This is a genomic window from Mesorhizobium sp. M0800 (assembly GCF_040320095.1).
Taxonomy (GTDB): Bacteria; Pseudomonadota; Alphaproteobacteria; order Rhizobiales; family Rhizobiaceae; genus Mesorhizobium.
Window position 1 is genome coordinate 23,413 of record NZ_JAMYOZ010000044.1, and the last position, 14,204, is coordinate 37,616.

17 protein-coding genes, 1 pseudogene and 1 riboswitch are annotated in these 14,204 nt (G+C 62.5%); of the genes and pseudogenes, 9 read left to right on the plus strand and 9 right to left on the minus strand.

The annotated features are described in order from the left end of the window. Positions 1 to 440 precede the first annotated feature (440 nt). From NKI18_RS30670 to NKI18_RS30700, 7 genes are all read right to left on the minus strand, one after another. Positions 441 to 563, minus strand: a complete 123-nt coding sequence (locus NKI18_RS30670; RefSeq protein ID WP_352449789.1) for a hypothetical protein — start codon at positions 561 to 563, stop codon at positions 441 to 443. Between the two features lie 337 nt (positions 564 to 900). Beyond that, on the minus strand, positions 901 to 1,494 hold the full coding sequence (locus tag NKI18_RS30675; RefSeq protein WP_352621138.1) for a HupE/UreJ family protein: 594 nt from the start codon (positions 1,492 to 1,494) through the stop codon (positions 901 to 903). A 47-nt stretch (positions 1,495 to 1,541) separates the two neighbouring features. After that, complete coding sequence (locus NKI18_RS30680) at positions 1,542 to 2,081, minus strand: hypothetical protein (protein ID WP_352621136.1); 540 nt, start codon at positions 2,079 to 2,081, stop codon at positions 1,542 to 1,544. Between the two features lie 2 nt (positions 2,082 to 2,083). Beyond that, the gene (locus tag NKI18_RS30685; RefSeq protein WP_352621134.1) at positions 2,084 to 3,292 is read right to left on the minus strand and encodes an agmatinase family protein; all 1,209 of its coding nucleotides are present in this window, start codon (positions 3,290 to 3,292) and stop codon (positions 2,084 to 2,086) included. Between the two features lie 10 nt (positions 3,293 to 3,302). Then, on the minus strand, positions 3,303 to 4,112 hold the full coding sequence (locus tag NKI18_RS30690) for an ATP-binding cassette domain-containing protein (RefSeq protein WP_352621132.1): 810 nt from the start codon (positions 4,110 to 4,112) through the stop codon (positions 3,303 to 3,305). Further along, positions 4,109 to 4,987, minus strand: coding sequence for an ABC transporter permease (locus NKI18_RS30695; RefSeq protein ID WP_352621173.1), 879 nt, complete (start codon positions 4,985 to 4,987; stop codon positions 4,109 to 4,111). Before NKI18_RS30695 ends, NKI18_RS30690 begins: the two co-directional genes overlap by 4 nt. A gap of 38 nt (positions 4,988 to 5,025) precedes the next feature. After that, positions 5,026 to 6,090, minus strand: a complete 1,065-nt coding sequence (locus NKI18_RS30700) for a putative urea ABC transporter substrate-binding protein (RefSeq protein WP_352621130.1) — start codon at positions 6,088 to 6,090, stop codon at positions 5,026 to 5,028. A 101-nt stretch (positions 6,091 to 6,191) separates the two neighbouring features. Next, positions 6,192 to 6,307, minus strand: a riboswitch (guanidine-I (ykkC/yxkD leader). A 381-nt stretch (positions 6,308 to 6,688) separates the two neighbouring features. Between NKI18_RS30700 and NKI18_RS30705 the strand changes: the two genes are divergently transcribed. From NKI18_RS30705 to NKI18_RS30715, 3 genes are all read left to right on the plus strand, one after another. Next, a complete protein-coding gene (locus tag NKI18_RS30705) occupies positions 6,689 to 7,330 on the plus strand; it encodes an NADPH-dependent F420 reductase (RefSeq protein WP_352621128.1) in 642 nt (213 codons plus the stop codon). Continuing rightward, positions 7,327 to 8,805, plus strand: a complete 1,479-nt coding sequence (locus tag NKI18_RS30710; RefSeq protein ID WP_353021668.1) for an aldehyde dehydrogenase family protein — start codon at positions 7,327 to 7,329, stop codon at positions 8,803 to 8,805. The genes NKI18_RS30705 and NKI18_RS30710 overlap by 4 nt, the downstream gene beginning before the upstream one ends. Before the next feature lie 390 nt (positions 8,806 to 9,195). Further along, positions 9,196 to 9,966: a type 1 glutamine amidotransferase domain-containing protein gene (locus tag NKI18_RS30715; protein WP_352621125.1), complete on the plus strand. Its 771-nt coding sequence runs from the start codon at positions 9,196 to 9,198 to the stop codon at positions 9,964 to 9,966. 112 nt (positions 9,967 to 10,078) lie between these two features. On the opposite strand, the gene NKI18_RS30720 is transcribed toward NKI18_RS30715, so the two are convergent. Further along, positions 10,079 to 10,231 (minus strand): hypothetical protein, encoded by a 153-nt coding sequence (locus tag NKI18_RS30720; protein ID WP_353021671.1) that lies wholly within the window; start codon positions 10,229 to 10,231, stop codon positions 10,079 to 10,081. A 62-nt stretch (positions 10,232 to 10,293) separates the two neighbouring features. Between NKI18_RS30720 and NKI18_RS30725 the strand changes: the two genes are divergently transcribed. The 4 genes from NKI18_RS30725 (at position 10,294) to NKI18_RS30740 (ending at position 12,581) form a co-directional block, all read left to right on the plus strand. Further along, the gene (locus NKI18_RS30725; RefSeq protein WP_353021674.1) at positions 10,294 to 10,455 is read left to right on the plus strand and encodes a hypothetical protein; all 162 of its coding nucleotides are present in this window, start codon (positions 10,294 to 10,296) and stop codon (positions 10,453 to 10,455) included. Between the two features lie 75 nt (positions 10,456 to 10,530). Further along, entirely contained in the window at positions 10,531 to 11,325 is a 795-nt protein-coding gene (locus tag NKI18_RS30730) for a helix-turn-helix domain-containing protein (protein ID WP_352621121.1), read from the plus strand. Between the two features lie 70 nt (positions 11,326 to 11,395). Continuing rightward, positions 11,396 to 11,587 (plus strand): YdeI/OmpD-associated family protein, encoded by a 192-nt coding sequence (locus NKI18_RS30735; RefSeq protein WP_352621171.1) that lies wholly within the window; start codon positions 11,396 to 11,398, stop codon positions 11,585 to 11,587. Between the two features lie 448 nt (positions 11,588 to 12,035). Continuing rightward, entirely contained in the window at positions 12,036 to 12,581 is a 546-nt protein-coding gene (locus NKI18_RS30740) for an MBL fold metallo-hydrolase (RefSeq protein WP_352621119.1), read from the plus strand. 163 nt (positions 12,582 to 12,744) lie between these two features. Here NKI18_RS30740 and NKI18_RS30745 read toward each other — a convergent pair whose 3' ends face one another. After that, positions 12,745 to 13,614, minus strand: a complete 870-nt coding sequence (locus NKI18_RS30745; RefSeq protein ID WP_352647932.1) for a LysR family transcriptional regulator — start codon at positions 13,612 to 13,614, stop codon at positions 12,745 to 12,747. Positions 13,615 to 13,845: 231 nt separating this feature from the next. Between NKI18_RS30745 and NKI18_RS30750 the strand changes: the two genes are divergently transcribed. Both NKI18_RS30750 and NKI18_RS30755 read left to right on the plus strand, forming a co-directional pair. Further along, a complete protein-coding gene (locus tag NKI18_RS30750; protein WP_156937304.1) occupies positions 13,846 to 14,001 on the plus strand; it encodes a YjiS-like domain-containing protein in 156 nt (51 codons plus the stop codon). 10 nt (positions 14,002 to 14,011) lie between these two features. After that, a pseudogene (locus NKI18_RS30755) lies at positions 14,012 to 14,204 on the plus strand (aldo/keto reductase); the annotation flags it as partial.

Sequence of the window (14,204 nt, forward strand, 5' to 3'; positions counted from 1 at the left end):
GGTGCGGCAAGCAATAAAAAACCCAGCTAGATCAATGACCTAGCTCGGCTAAAAACAATCGAGTGGTTATTATTCCAGTTCATGGCCCGAACGGGGCAGGAGTCTCTTCGACTTCAAGGCAGTCGCGGGACCATACGGAACAATACGGGAAGACTCCTGATTTTGGCCCCCGAAAAACCCAACAAAGTCAACGCTTTCGGCACATCCTCCGGGCCCACCAAGACTTAGCGGTGTGTTTTGGCTCGGGTAGCCAAGTAATAACTGGCGAACCGCCGTCCATAGCGTTTGATTTTATTGACTTACGGTGGGCCTCCGGAGGCCGCAGATGTGTTGCCAACCGCCGGTGGAGTGTCAGGATCGTTTATCAAGTGCTTGAACGACGCCGGCACGGTGTTCGGAATAGAAATCCGCGCATAGTCCCGTGCGCAATCAACCTCGAATTACTGTCTGGATGCTACATCGGCCATCGCCGCACCCCACCCTGCGGCGATCTCGTAGCCCATGCGTGAGAAGCCGAATTCGCGATCGAATGTGTTCGGCGCTTTGACACGCCAGTTCTTCATGACCGCGCCCGGGAGGCCGCCAGCAGCGGTGACGACCAAGTCACGCTCGCCAGCGCGGAGTTCACGACGGCGATCATTTGGCGTAGCTGGGAACAGGCCGGCGACGTCAGGCAAGACCGTCCGGCTGCAGCTAGGAAGTTAATCGCGACCCACGGCGGACCGCTCCGTACGCGCGCGCGCGCACGGCAAGCTGCTAGCCTCAATCTCCGGATGAGATCAGAGTCGCTCAGACCGGGTCTTCAGGATCTGGTACAGCACGTTTCGGATGCGCTGCCAAACGGTTAGCCGGTTGATCACGCCTTCGCCTCCTGTTCATCGCAGATGAATGGGCTGCGGTTCAGATGATCTGTGCCGCCAGCGCCACGCCGACCAACGACGTGCCGACCCCTGCCGTGCGGATGGCTCGCGGCCAGCGCCGAAGTGTTAGGGCGGCTAACGCGCCGGTCGCGTGAAGAGCCGAAGTAGCGACCACGAAGCCGACCGCATAAGCGATGCCGCTGGCCGTCTCGGGAATTTCGAGGCCATGGGCATTGCCGTGGAAGAGGGCGAAGAGAGCAGTCAGCGAGGCGGCCACAGCGAGCGGAAGCGGCTTGGCAAGCGCCATCATGGCGCCGAAGACCACCAGCGATAGCGTTATGCCGGTTTCCAGTGAGGGCAGGCCGATGCTGGCGATACCGAGCAGGGCGCCAGCGAGCATCGCCGAGACAAAGCACGACGGCACGATGATGATCCCCTTGCCGCCGGCGCGAGCGGCAATGATGCCTACAGCCATCATGGCAAGCAGGTGGTCCATACCGGTCAGCGGGTGCTGAAGGCCGTCTACAAACCCGTGGGCATGAAAACCGCCGCTATGGGCGAAGGCCAATGAGGGGATGAGGGTTGTGGCGGCTGCCAGGGCTAGTCTGCCGAAGAATGAAAGCGTTCTGTTCATGGTTCTTGACCTATTTGATAGAGGTGCGATCGGTTCAAGGCCGGTGCTCATTGTCCGGCCCCTGGCATGGTGAATTGTGCGGCGCCGGACCTGTCGGCCAGAAGCCGCGCCTCGCCGAAGTCGAGGAGTCTTTGTCCCCTGCCGTTATGGTAGACGAAGGCCAGGCGGTGCCGGCGCGACGTCAGTTTCGCGGGCAGCGGGTGATAGGTGACGCCGGCGCCACCAATCAGCGGCATGACGGCGCCGACATCGACCATGTCCTGCGTCTCGACGCGCAGAAGATGCAGCCGCACGCCGTCGGCGGTCTCGCCGACGAACGGAATCCCGGCGAGGCGCAGGAAACTGGACGGGTCGGGCGCCCGCGAAAACCCTTCGAGAAACGCGATCTCGACGAGATCGAGGTCCGTCGCCGGCGCGTCGGCGGGTTCGGGCGCATGATCGTGCGGTAGATGCGGTGTCTGCCATTGCAACGGCTTGCCGGCCGGCCCGTTGTGGCCGACGGGGTGGGGATGGTGATGATGACCGTTCGGCCCGTGATGGTGACCGTCGCCATGGTCATGGCTGTGGTGGTGATGATCATCGTGCATGGTCAAAAGCTCGTCGGCTTGTCGATGATGGATTTGTGTTTGCCGAGATTGCCGTGCGCGACCATCGAGCCGAGCGCCTCGACGACAACCCGCACGCCAAACAGCGCCGTGATGTCTGACGTGTCGTAGGGCGGCGACACCTCGACCACTTCCAGTCCGCAGATGCCGGGCGCCGACACTAGCCCGAGCAGCTTCAGTGCCTCGCGCGGCAGGAAGCCACCGGGCTCCGGCCAGCCCGTACCCGGCACGAAACCGCAATCGATGCTGTCGACATCGAAGGAGATGTATACGGCGTCGGTGTCCTTCCATGCGAGCTCGAGCGCGATCTCGGCCGCCTTCTCCAGCCCCATCTGTTCGATATCGGAGATCGTCAGCACGTTGGTGCCGCGCTTTCTCGCCTCGGCCACGCCGTAGCGGGGCACCTGCCAGCCGCCGATACCGAGCTGCACCAGATTGGTGGCCGAGACGTTCGGCAGGTTCGTCGCCCAGTACCAGGGCGTCGTGTGCATACGTTCGTCGAGATCCTTTTCCTGGATGTCGATGTGGCGGTCGAAATGGATGATGCCGATGCGCTTGGAGGTCACGTCGGCGATGCCGCGCACGCACGGAAACCCGATCGAATGGTCGCCACCGAGCATGATCGGCAGCGCGCCGGACGAGGCGACATGGCTGACGCCCTTGGTGATCTGGTCGAAGCTCTTTTCGAGATTGGCGGGGATGGTGAAGACGTCGCCGGCGTCGCAAAGCGTCATCTGCTCGCGCAGGTCGACACCGAGCTCGTAATTGTAAGGCGTGTAAAGCGCCGAGATGCGGCGCATGCCTTGCGGCCCGAAGCGGGTTCCGGGCCGGTAAGTGGTGCCGCTGTCGAAAGGAATGCCCATGACGGCAGCGTCATATCTGCCGACATCGCGGACGTTCTCGACATAGGGCGCCTTGAGGAAGGTGTTGATGCCGGCGAAATGCGGCAACTCGCCTCGCGCGAATGTCGGGATCGACTTGTCGATGATCGAATCCGATCCGGGCAGGCCCATGTCGAGTGCCCATTTCTGTTCCTTGCGCCAGCCGTCCTCGGGCAGCTTTCCTTCCGCCTCGATAGACTTCCAGCCCTGCGTGTCGCGGATCTCGAAGTTCGGATGGTGGAAGCGTCGGCGTGGCTGGTGGTCGGTGAGCCCGGCGCGACGATGCCGGCGTTCTGGACTATCTCTGTGCATGAAACCTCCTTCACGACGCCGTCGTCGCGATTGCGCTATCCAGTCGGGTCGTCCCGACCATCGCGGCCACTTCGGCCACGTCTCGTGCGGAAGCCCGGTGCTTGCGGTCGAGCTTCAGATCGTAGGTGATCGTCGCGCCATAGGCGGACGGGAACTGGGGGTCGTGGCGCACCTTGTCGAAGACCAGCACGCGGGTGCCGAGCTTGAATGCCTCGCCGATATCGTGGGTGACCATGACCACGGTCATGCCGTGCTCGGTCCAGAGCTCGGTGAGCAGCTCATGCATCTCGATGCGAATACCTGGATCGAGTGCGCCGAAGGGCTCGTCGAGAAGCAGGATCTGCGGCCGGCCGAGCAAGGTCTGCGCGATCGCCAGCCGCTGCTGCATGCCGCCAGAAAGCATTGCCGGATAGAGGTCGCGCGCATGGCCAAGCCCGACCCGTTCCAGCATGGTTTCGGCTTCTTGCCTGGCGCTTTTGCGCCTGGCGCCGAAGACGCGGCCGAACGGTCCGCCCGAACGGAAGTCCTCGACCAGCAGCAAGTTCTGCAGCGCGGTCAGATGCGGAAACACGGAATAGCGCTGGAAGACGATGCCGCGCTGCGGCGTCGGTTCCGGCACGATCGGCTGGTCGCCGACGACGACCACGCCGCCACTTTGCTGTTCCTGGCCAAGCAGGATGCGCAGGAATGTCGATTTTCCACAACCGCTGGCGCCAACCAGCGACAGGAATTCACCCGCTTCGGCGGAGACGTTGACCCGTTCCAGCACGCGGGCGTCGCCGTAGCTCTTCTCCAGCCCATGGACGAGGATCCGGCTCATCTGGTCCGCACCGGATGCGCCCAGGGCGAGATGATGTGAGAGAGCCGCACGAGCAGCCAGTCGGTCATCACCGCAAGCAGCGTGATCCAGGCGACGTAAGGCAGGATGACGTCCATCGATAGGTAGCGACGAACGAGGAAGATGCGGTAGCCGAGCCCCTCGGTGGAGGCGATGGCTTCTGCCGCGATCAGGAACAGCCAGGCCGGCCCAAGCGCCAGCCGTACGCAAGTGATGAGGCGCGGCATGACCTGTGGCAGCACCAGCCTGAGCACCATGGTCCAGCTGTTGCCGCCGAGCGTCTGTGCCTTGGCGACGAGCTCCGGCGGCAATTCCATCACCCGGTTGGCGATGTCGCGCACCATGACCGGTGCGACGCCGAGAGCGATCAAGGTGATCTTGGCCGTTTCGCCGAGGCCGAGCGCAATGAACAGGATCGGCAGCAGCGCCAGTGGCGGGATGACGCAGACAACTGTGACCAAGGGCAGCAGAAAGGCCCTGACGCGCGGGATGAAACCTATGGCGACGCCGAGGCTGAGCGCCACCAGCGTGGCCATGCCGACTCCGGCGAACAGCCTGATCAGGCTGGCATAGGTGTCGGCCCACAGGATCAGGTCGCCGGAGCGCTTGTCCGGCACTGTCGCCAGGTCTGAAAAGGCCGACCACATCTGTGCAGGGGAGGGCAGCAGCTTGTCGCTGGGATTGACCGCCAGCCTTTGCGCCGAAGCGAAGAGATAGGCAATCGCCACGGCGGCAAACGGCAGCGTCCCAAGCAGCAACGCTCCGCCGCGGGAGACCGTCGCGTTGATGATGCGAAGCCGCGCTTTCGGCCTGCTAAGTTGCAGGCGCGCGACTCCGGGACCTGCTGCGGCCTGCATGATGCCGGTTCCTCTGGCTAGCATGTCGCGCTCCCGCGTCAGAGCGTTCCGCCCGCTGCCTCTGCCATAAAGGCCGGATCGAAGCGCAGCTTGACGTTGTTGACGTCGCCCAGCGTCGAGCCATCGGGGAAGCTCATGCCGATCACGTCGACGCTCGGCGCGTTGGTACCAAGAATACCGTGGCTGAACAGGAAGTTGCGCACCAGATCCATGGTCTTCGGCAGTTCGGCGCCGTTGGTGAATGCGACCGCCTTGGCCGGCTCGAAGAACATCGCCGTTGATGCAAGCTGAGCGTCGAAACCGGCAAGATCCGTCCCCGACGCCTTGGCCATCTCTTCCTTGGCCGCCTTGCCTTCGGGCGTACCCGACGTCATCAGCGCCATGGCTTCATACCATGCACCGACCAGCGCCTTGCCCAAGGCCGGATTGTCCTTCAGCGTCGCGGTGTTGACGACCATCATGTCGATGATCTCGCCGGGGATCTCAGTCGAATCGAATACCTTGTGGGCGCCCGGCATGGCAGCGATTTCCGAGACCAGCGGATTCCAGGTGACGACGGAGGTGACGTCGCTGGTGCCGTAGGCAGCGACCATGTCGGCATCGGAGGTGTTCACCACCGTAATGTCCTTTTCGGCCAACTCCACCGTCTCCAGCGCGCGCGCAAGTAGGTAATGTGAGACGGAGAGCTCGACGAGATTGACCTTCTGGCCGGCAATATCCTTGAGCGCGGTCTTGTTCTTGAGGATGACCGCGTCGTTGCCGTTGGAGAAATCGCCGACGATCAAGGCCGTCGTGTCGACACCGCCGCCGGCCGGGATCGAAAGCGCATCCATGTTGGTCATCGAACAGCCGTCAAAGCCGCCGGCCGTGTACTGGTTGATGCTCTCGACATAGTCGTTGATGCGGGTGATCTCGACATTGATGCCGTATTTGTCGGCCCACTTCTTCATGATGCCGCTGTCGGAAAGATAGCCCCACGGCATCCAGCCGACATAGATCGACCAGCAAATCTTGAAGTCTTTCTTGGGCGCCGCTTGCGCGGCTGAGATGAAGGGGAGGCTGAGTGATGCGGCTAGGATGATTGTGGCCAGTTTGCGAAACATTACATACCCCTGTTTGCGATCCGGATTGCGTCCGAACGTCTGTTGGGGGGTTCACGGAGCGCGCATCCGGGAGAGGTTCGCGCCAGCAAACCCGTGCAGGGTTCTCCCGGGATTTTGGCCCGCCGTGTTCCGCCAGATGCCTCAATGCATCTCAAGCGGTCGCGTCTCTTGGACCAGCACCGTGATCGACACGGCCGGAACCCTAGACGCTCTGCACATGAATAACGAAGCAAGGGGCGTGCCAGTCCGGAAAGCCGTCCTGAGGCGGCCTTTCCCCGGATTTGCAGGCAATCGCGTTATGCTGATGCCACAAAAGTCATCGCAACGCCGACGGATTAGGCAAGGAAAATCTAGCGTCAACCAATATGAGCAGGCTTGTGCCCTGGGGACCTCCGCTGATCGCACCCTGCTCTATGGTCGCCCACACATACATGCCCAATAGGGACACGTTCGGGAAGGGCGTGAGCGCGCGGCGGATCCGGATGCCAATTGGCGCCGACCCATGTGACGAGTGCGCCCGATCGTGCAAGGGCAATTCGTGAAATAAGCGCGACTGCAATGATGCTAGGCAAGCCCGATCGCGTGTCGGGAGGCAGTTGTGAAAGTTGCGATCATCGGACCGGGCTCGCTCGGGAAGGCCTTGGCGAAACGTCTTGGCCTCGCCGGGCACGAAATTCGCCTCAGCTTCAGTCGTGACGAAGGCAAGTTGCGCGCAATCGCGGCAACCCTCCGTGTTGGCTTCGGTGCCCCTGACGAAGTAGCGAGATGGGCCGACGTAATTGCCCTGGCGACGCCATGGCCGGCTCTCGAGCTGGCGATGGACGCGCTTGGCGATTTGTCGGGCAAGATCGTCTGGGACAATACCAATGCAGTCGCGCCTGACCTTTCCACGATGCTGCTAGGCACTACTACGTCTGTAGGCGAGGAGGTTCAGAGGCGCGCGCGGGGCGCCCTTGTCGTCAAGTGCATTCCGACCTTTGCCGAATTGCTTGACAGGGATGATCCGCGTCTCAACGGCGATCCGGTGACGAGCTATGTCGCCGGCAATGACGCAGATGCCAAGGCGGCGGTTTGCCGGCTTCTCGCCGATCTGCCGACAATGCCGGTCGATGTCGGCGATCTCACGGCCTCGCGCCTGATCGAGCCGATGATGCTGCTATTGGTCCAGCTCGCCTATCGGCGCGGGATGGGGCCGACAATTTCCTTCAATCTCATTCGACAGGACGGAACGGGTTCATGACTGATTATCTACTCGCGCGGCGCAAGGCGATTCCAGTAGGACGTCTGCTGATCGATGGCCAATGGCGCGATGCCGTCAGCGGCGAGACTTCGACGACTTTTGATCCGACCACGGAGGCGGCGATCACCGATATTGCGAAGGCGGACGTCACCGACACGAGCGATGCCGTCGCGGCCGCGCAGCGGGCTTTCGAGCAAGGACCCTGGGCGCGGATGCATCATGAGGAGCGCGCCAAGATCCTGTTTCGCATCGCCGATCTAATGGACGAGCGGGCCGAGGATTTCGCGGTGCGCGAGGCGATGGATATGGGTATGCCCTATCGCGATTTCCGCGATATCATCATGCCGCACTGCTCAGGACTGTTCCGCTTTCATGGCGGGCTCGCCATGAGCGCGATGGACGGCGCCTATCGTACCAGCTACGAACCAAATATCAGGATCCTGACGCGGCGCGAGCCGCTCGGCGTGGTCGCTGCGATCACCCCGTTCAATTTTCCCCTCGCGCTGTCCTGTTCGAAAATCGCGCCGGCACTCGCGGCGGGTAACACGGTCGTTCACAAGCCTGCGACCGACACGCCCCTGACGGCCCTCGCCTTGGCGCAAGTGATCCTCGACGCGGGCGTGCCGCCAGGCGTTTACAATCTCGTCACCGGCCCGGGCGGCACCATCGGCGACGCGCTGGTCAACGATGCCCGCGTCGGCAAGATCGCCTTTACCGGGTCGACCACTGTCGGCCAGGGCATCATGCGCAACGGTGCCGGGACGATGAAACACCTGACCATGGAGCTCGGCGGCAAGAGTCCCAATATCGTTTTCGCCGATGCCGATATCGATGTCGCGATACAGGCAGCCTTCTGGGGCATCTTCTGGAACAAGGGCGAAGTCTGCGTCGCCGGATCGCGCCTGCTGGTTGAACGCGCCTGCTATGACGAGGCCGTCGAGAAGCTGAGCGCCATGGCGAAGTCGGCGACGCTCGGCGATCCGCTGGACCCTGCGACGATGATCGGGCCGATCGCATCGCGGGGCGAGTATGACAAGGTCTTGAGCTATGTCGAAGCGGGCAAGCGCACCGCGCGACTGGCCGCGGGCGGCGGCACCCGCCAGGTCAACGGCAAGGGCCTCTTCATCGAGCCGACCATCTTCGCCGATGCGACCAACGGCCTAAGGATATCGCGCGAAGAGATTTTCGGTCCTGTCCTGCCGGTGATTCCATTCGACAGCGAGGAGGACGCGATCCGGATCGCCAACGATACGAGCTACGGGCTCGCCTCGGGCATCCAGACCAGCGATCTCGGCCGCGCCTTGCGGCTCGCCGACCGGATCAAGGCAGGCACGGTCTGGCTGAACTGCTGGCACAAGTACCATCCTAATGCGCCGTTCGGAGGTTTCAAGATGAGCGGCTATGGCCGCGAGCAGGGCCGCGAGGCGTGGGAAAGCTACACCCAATACAAGACGATTTGGGCGAATCTCGTCTGACCAAGTGCCTGCCACCCCCAAAGAATAAGGACCAATCATGGCTTATATCACTACGATCGACGTCCTCGGAATCACACCGAAGGAGTACCGCGCAATCCTTGATGAAAATGGGTGTAGAGCTCCGACCCGAACCGGGGATCTATCTGCATTTGACCGCACCAATTGAGGGCGGCTATCGCGTCGTCGAGGTGTGGGATCATCGCGAGGGATTCGAGGCATTCATGCAGACGCGTTGGCGCCGGCGGCGGCGGCGATCGGCTTGAACCGAGAGATAAAGATGACGATCGAACCGCTCTACAACATCTTCGCGCCCAGGTTGGAGGAGCTGCCGCCGCTGGTCGAGGACGCGTTTTTGCGCCCAAACGCTCCCATTCCGGCCTGATATCACGCATGTCGGTCCGCGATCCCAACCCGCTCGACCCGCTGCGTCCAAAGCGCGTCGCGATGGTCCTTTCAAATCCGGCTGTGTCAACCACCACAGGCTGGCCGGTCGGGTTTTGGTGGAGCGAGTTAACTCATCCCTGGCTCGCCTTCACCGAGCGCGGATACGAAGTCGCGATCTTCTCGCCTGAGGGCAACAAATGCGAGGCGGATGCATTGAGCGACCCGCGCGATCCGTCCGGCTATTCGGATACGGATCTGATCTCGCTCGGTTTCCTGTCGACGCCGAAACTGGCGGTGCTGGTGGAGACGACCCGGCCCATCGCAGAGCTGTCGGTCGACGCGTTCGACGCGATCGTCGTCGCTGGCGGCCAAGCGCCGATGTTCACCTTCCAAGGTGCGACTGAGTTGCAGCGGCTGTTCGTCGCCTTTTTCGCGGCCGGCAAGGTCGCGGCTGCCTTGTGTCATGGCGTCGCGCTGCTGCGTTACGCGCGCCTCTCAACCGGCGAGCTGCTGGCCAAAGGGCGCACTGTTACGGGGTTCGCCAATGTCGAGGAGGACTTCGCCGACAATGCCGTCTGGGAGATGGGCGCGCTGCCGCACGGTACGCATCTGATGCCATGGCGGATCGAGGATGAGATGCGTGCGCTCGGCGCGAACTATATTCAGGCCGGGCTGTGGCGCGATTTTGCCGTGCGCGACGGCAATCTGATCACCGGCCAGCAGAACTTCTCCGGAGCGGCGACCGCCCGTCTTGTCATCGAGGCGCTCGGTGGCTGAGGACCAAAGACTGCTCCTGTCGGTGAAGTTCGGGAGACAAACTCGCCGTCAGGGCGGGCGATGCCAAACGACATCGGCCCAATAGGATCCGGGTCCGTCCAAGAACTCCACCTCAAACAACCACTATCAGCAGCGAGGATGAACCATGGCCGTAGTGACGACACTTGATATTGCCGGCCTGACGGCCGAAGATTATAGCCGCATCCTCGATCGGATCGGCGTGGAGAAACGGCCCGCTGGCGGCATCTACCAGCACATCGCGCATGCCACAGACGATGGTTATCGCATCATCGAGAATGGGACGACAAGGCAGGCCTGGAGCTCTTCTTGCAGGGCACATTGTTTCCCGCCGCACAGGAACTGCAAGTTCAGCGTGAAATGACCATTATGACCCAGACACTGCACAACATCTTTGTGCCCCGGATTGGTGAACTGACTGCCCTGGCAAATGATGCGCCTGGTGGACCAGTCAAACGGGCAAAAGTGTAGGCATCAAGGATCGAGGATGCGGCGATCGATCATCGAAGTCCTGGAGGAACTTGCGTCCGGACGCCCGGTACAACGATGGTGACCGCGGCAAGTGCAAAGAGGTTGTTCTTTCCTGCCGGCGACTATCGCCATGCGCCGGCCGGAGTCGTTCAGCTGCGTGTGATTCGCAGCGGTTCATCCTATGCAGAGATCGATCTTGGCCGCGGGCTGCGGCGCGTCTTCACCCGCCCCGGCGACCTGCTGCTCAGTCTTCCAGAGCGTGCCACGCGGTTCAAGATCGAGGAGCCGCGAGAGCTGACGATGATCACCGTTGACTCCGCGCTGGCGTCGAGGCTCCTGGTATCCGCAGGCGGGACCCCCGAGGACCTGGTAATCCTGACCGATCGACCGATACGCGATTCGCTGGTGGCCGAGTTGTGCCGACGCCTCGAAGGCGACCCGCCAGCCAACCCGATCGTCCGCGAATGGACGCTGGGCCTGGTTTTCGCGAACCTGCTCCGTCTCGGGCATGCACGCCAGCGGCAGCAGAAGTCTCCGGTCCTAACCTCGCAGCGGTTCGACCGCGTCCTCGCTGCGATTGACGGCGATCTGGAAAAGGGGGTGTCGATCGACCATCTTGCCGGCATCGCGGGAATACCACGACGCGCCTTCACCGCCGCCTTTCGCGAGGCGACGCAATTGCCGGTACATCAATTCATTTTACGCCGCCGCGTTGATCGCGCGGTCGAGCTTTTGGAAAATAGCGATCTGCCGCTGGCCGAGATTGCTCAGCACGCGGGTTTCACTCACCAGGCCCATATGAATCGCGTCGTGACCCGATTGAAAGGGCTGTCGCCAGGCCGGCTGCGGTCTCGCAGGCGCGACGGCTGACTTGTGATCTATTCCAGCATCAGGATTCGAATGGCGGAGACGTGAGTTGCTGAAACGTCCATTGGCTAAGATGCCCGACAGTTTGCGTGCAGAGCTCGAGGCCGCAAATCTGATGACTGCTTTCGAGCAACGGCCTCCCTATCAGCGCAATGATTACTTGCATTGGATCGAGCGCGCCCGTCACCTGGAAACACGCCGAAAGCGCATAAATCAGATGATTGACGAGCTTACGAAGGGAGGAATCTACATGGGAATGCAATAAGAGCTGGCATCGCCGCGAAGCTAGCAGATCCGTCAACGATCATCATCCGATCCGTGGCCTATCGAGATCGGGTGCTTTCCGCATTGATCTTCATCGGTTTCCCCACATTTTTGCGCAGAGGATGCAGAGAGCCAAATAGTGACAATCGAACCTATCCTCCATTTTCGTTTGCGGCAGGTGGCCATATGATCGTGACATCGCAAACCAATAACGTGCTCGGCAGCACGTCGGGAAGGTGGCGCGTCTGGGCGCTCTCGGACGGTTACATCGAGATGCCGGCGGACCTTCTGCGGGACCCGCAGGACAATCCGGTGCCGCAAGCTGCGTTGGCAGGGGCGCTTCGCCTGTCTGTCAATTGCTTCGCCCTCGCAGGTCCAGGCGTTGACGGCGTTCTGATCGACAGCGGAGGAGGGGCTAGGCCCCGACAGTGGGGCGTCTTGAGCAGGCCATGGCGGAAGCCAAGATCGACCCGGCTTCGATCACGGTCTTGGCGCTCACCCACGCCCATCAGGATCATGTGCACGGACTTTTGACCCCCGACGGCCGAGTGCTCTTTCCAAACTTGAAGGCGATCGCTATTCCCGAGGCGGCTGTGGGGAGCTTTTTCGCTTACGCGCACCTTGCGCAGTTCCGGCCCCTGCTGAAGCCTGTCCAGAATGGCGACCAGGTGGGTGAGCGATTGAGGGCGGTCGCCTTGCCCGGTCATGCTGCCGGTCATACCGGCTACACGTTCGACACGGACGAGGACCGTTTCCTATTCTTCGGGGACATCGTTCATGTGCCGGCCTTGCAGTTCGGCAATCCCGCGTTCAGTTGGGGCTATGACGACGATCAGCTGACCGCGCGCGCAACCCGCCTAAAGGTTTTCAGTGACGCGGCCGAGGCGGGGACGTGGATCGCCGGCGCGCACCTTGGCTGGCCGGGCATCGGTCGCGTGGTGCGTAAGGGCGAAGCATACGGCTATGAGCCGGCAGGAGGACGAGTGACCGGATAGGCGGGCCCGGTGCTGATCGGTTTATACCGCTCTCTTCGCCCAAGGCAAGGATCTCGACGAGCAGCGCGCCGCAGTCCGGCGTCCTCAACGGCGGCGGTACCATCGTCCGGCCCACCAAAATATCTGATTCTTGATCCACTGGCGGCCGATCGATGCCTGAGGCTTACCGGATCGGCGTCTCGCCGCGAAACAGCGGCTGGTGCGCCCGCATCAAGGCGGCGATCCGGTCGGCGACTTTCCGTACCGGCGGGGAGTGGCGTTCCTCGTGATGGGTGACGATCCATTGGTCGGTTTCAAGTTCGGGGATAGGCTGAGCAACGCGAACCAGCCGCGGATCGCCGTCACCGACGAAGCACGGAAAGACCGAAAGGCCGGCGCCGGCGGCCACCAGTTCGCGCACCGAATGGGTGTTGTTGCCGCGTACGGCGATGCGGTCGCCGTGATGGGCTTGCAGCCAGCGCGCCGAGGCAATGTTTGCGCCTTCGCCGGTGACGCCGACGAACAATCCGGCGGCGATGCCGTTGATCAGGTGACGTCCGGAATAAATGGCGTGGGCGACCTTGCCGCTCTGACGGCCGGCCAGCCACTGCTCGGTCGGGCGCTCGCTGCGGATGCCGATGTCGGCGGCACGGCGGCCGATGTCGACCCGGTCGGTGGTGGTGACAAGCTCTACCCTTATGCCGTCATCGACCGTCCAGATCTCGCCGATATGGGCGGAAACGAAGGCCGAGGTCCATGGCCCGGCCGAGACGCGGACAATGCGGTCGGGCAGGTTTCCCTCGCGCCAGCGGGTCAGCGACTGCATTGCCGCCTCGACGTCTTCGGCGCGCCGCAGCAGTTCCTCGCCGACCGGGGTCAGCCGGTAGCCGGTCTGCTGGCGCACGAACAGAGGTTCGCCGATCTGCTTTTCGAGCGCGGTGACGCGTCGTCCAAGGGTGGCTGCGCTGCGGCGCGTGGTTCCCGTCGCTGCGCTCAAGCCACCCAGCCGCGCAACGTCGAGAAACAACCTCAGATCGTCCCAGCCGATATCCATTTTGCAGAAATGAAAAACTCCTTGCGACCGTGGCTGTAGCGCAAAGCGGGCATCGTGCGCAAGTATGCAGGCATTGGAGGCGTTGGACAATCCTGCCTGGCGGGACAGGGACAAGCGCCTCGGCTGGCCAAGAAGCGAGCGCAGCCCTTTCGATCGCGCATGCGATTCGCGCAGAGGCTTTGCGCTTTCGACCAACCCGGGCGGGCATTCTGCGTGCCAAAGGAGACGATCATGTTGGATGAACTTCGATACCGTTTCGCCCGCTGGATTGCCTATCGCCAGACGCTTGCGAGCTTGAGGCAGGCCCGGGACAGCACACTGGCGGATGCCGGCATTTCTCGCGAAGAGATCCGCGAGCGTGCCCGCCACGCCAGCTTGCGTCGTTGAGGAGCCGGGCATGCAGATGATGATGCTTTGGGGTGGCCGCTCGGTACCGCGCATCGGCATCGGCACCTGGGCGGCGGGTGGCCCCGCGCGTTGGCGTGACACGGCGACAATCTATGGCGAGGTCGACGATATCAGGTCGCAAGCCGCGCTGGCGATGGCTTATGAGATCGGCGCGCGGGTGTTCGACACGGCTGCCGCCTACG

What these genes read in the sequence shown, in the direction of transcription:
- NKI18_RS30695 (WP_352621173.1), bottom strand. Translation starts at nt 4,987, where the DNA reads ATGCAGGCCGCAGCAGGTCCCGGAGTCGCGCGCCTGCAACTTAGCAGG.
- NKI18_RS30685 (WP_352621134.1), bottom strand. Translation starts at nt 3,292, where the DNA reads ATGCACAGAGATAGTCCAGAACGCCGGCATCGTCGCGCCGGGCTCACC.
- NKI18_RS30675 (WP_352621138.1), bottom strand. Translation starts at nt 1,494, where the DNA reads ATGAACAGAACGCTTTCATTCTTCGGCAGACTAGCCCTGGCAGCCGCC.
- NKI18_RS30670 (WP_352449789.1), bottom strand. Translation starts at nt 563, where the DNA reads ATGAAGAACTGGCGTGTCAAAGCGCCGAACACATTCGATCGCGAATTC.
- NKI18_RS30735 (WP_352621171.1), top strand. Translation starts at nt 11,396, where the DNA reads ATGCCCGACAGTTTGCGTGCAGAGCTCGAGGCCGCAAATCTGATGACT.
- NKI18_RS30745 (WP_352647932.1), bottom strand. Translation starts at nt 13,614, where the DNA reads ATGGATATCGGCTGGGACGATCTGAGGTTGTTTCTCGACGTTGCGCGG.
- NKI18_RS30750 (WP_156937304.1), top strand. Translation starts at nt 13,846, where the DNA reads ATGTTGGATGAACTTCGATACCGTTTCGCCCGCTGGATTGCCTATCGC.
- NKI18_RS30700 (WP_352621130.1), bottom strand. Translation starts at nt 6,090, where the DNA reads ATGTTTCGCAAACTGGCCACAATCATCCTAGCCGCATCACTCAGCCTC.
- NKI18_RS30680 (WP_352621136.1), bottom strand. Translation starts at nt 2,081, where the DNA reads ATGCACGATGATCATCACCACCACAGCCATGACCATGGCGACGGTCAC.
- NKI18_RS30710 (WP_353021668.1), top strand. Translation starts at nt 7,327, where the DNA reads ATGACTGATTATCTACTCGCGCGGCGCAAGGCGATTCCAGTAGGACGT.
- NKI18_RS30715 (WP_352621125.1), top strand. Translation starts at nt 9,196, where the DNA reads ATGTCGGTCCGCGATCCCAACCCGCTCGACCCGCTGCGTCCAAAGCGC.
- NKI18_RS30720 (WP_353021671.1), bottom strand. Translation starts at nt 10,231, where the DNA reads ATGCGCGATGTGCTGGTAGATGCCGCCAGCGGGCCGTTTCTCCACGCC.
- NKI18_RS30730 (WP_352621121.1), top strand. Translation starts at nt 10,531, where the DNA reads ATGGTGACCGCGGCAAGTGCAAAGAGGTTGTTCTTTCCTGCCGGCGAC.
- NKI18_RS30740 (WP_352621119.1), top strand. Translation starts at nt 12,036, where the DNA reads ATGGCGGAAGCCAAGATCGACCCGGCTTCGATCACGGTCTTGGCGCTC.
- NKI18_RS30690 (WP_352621132.1), bottom strand. Translation starts at nt 4,112, where the DNA reads ATGAGCCGGATCCTCGTCCATGGGCTGGAGAAGAGCTACGGCGACGCC.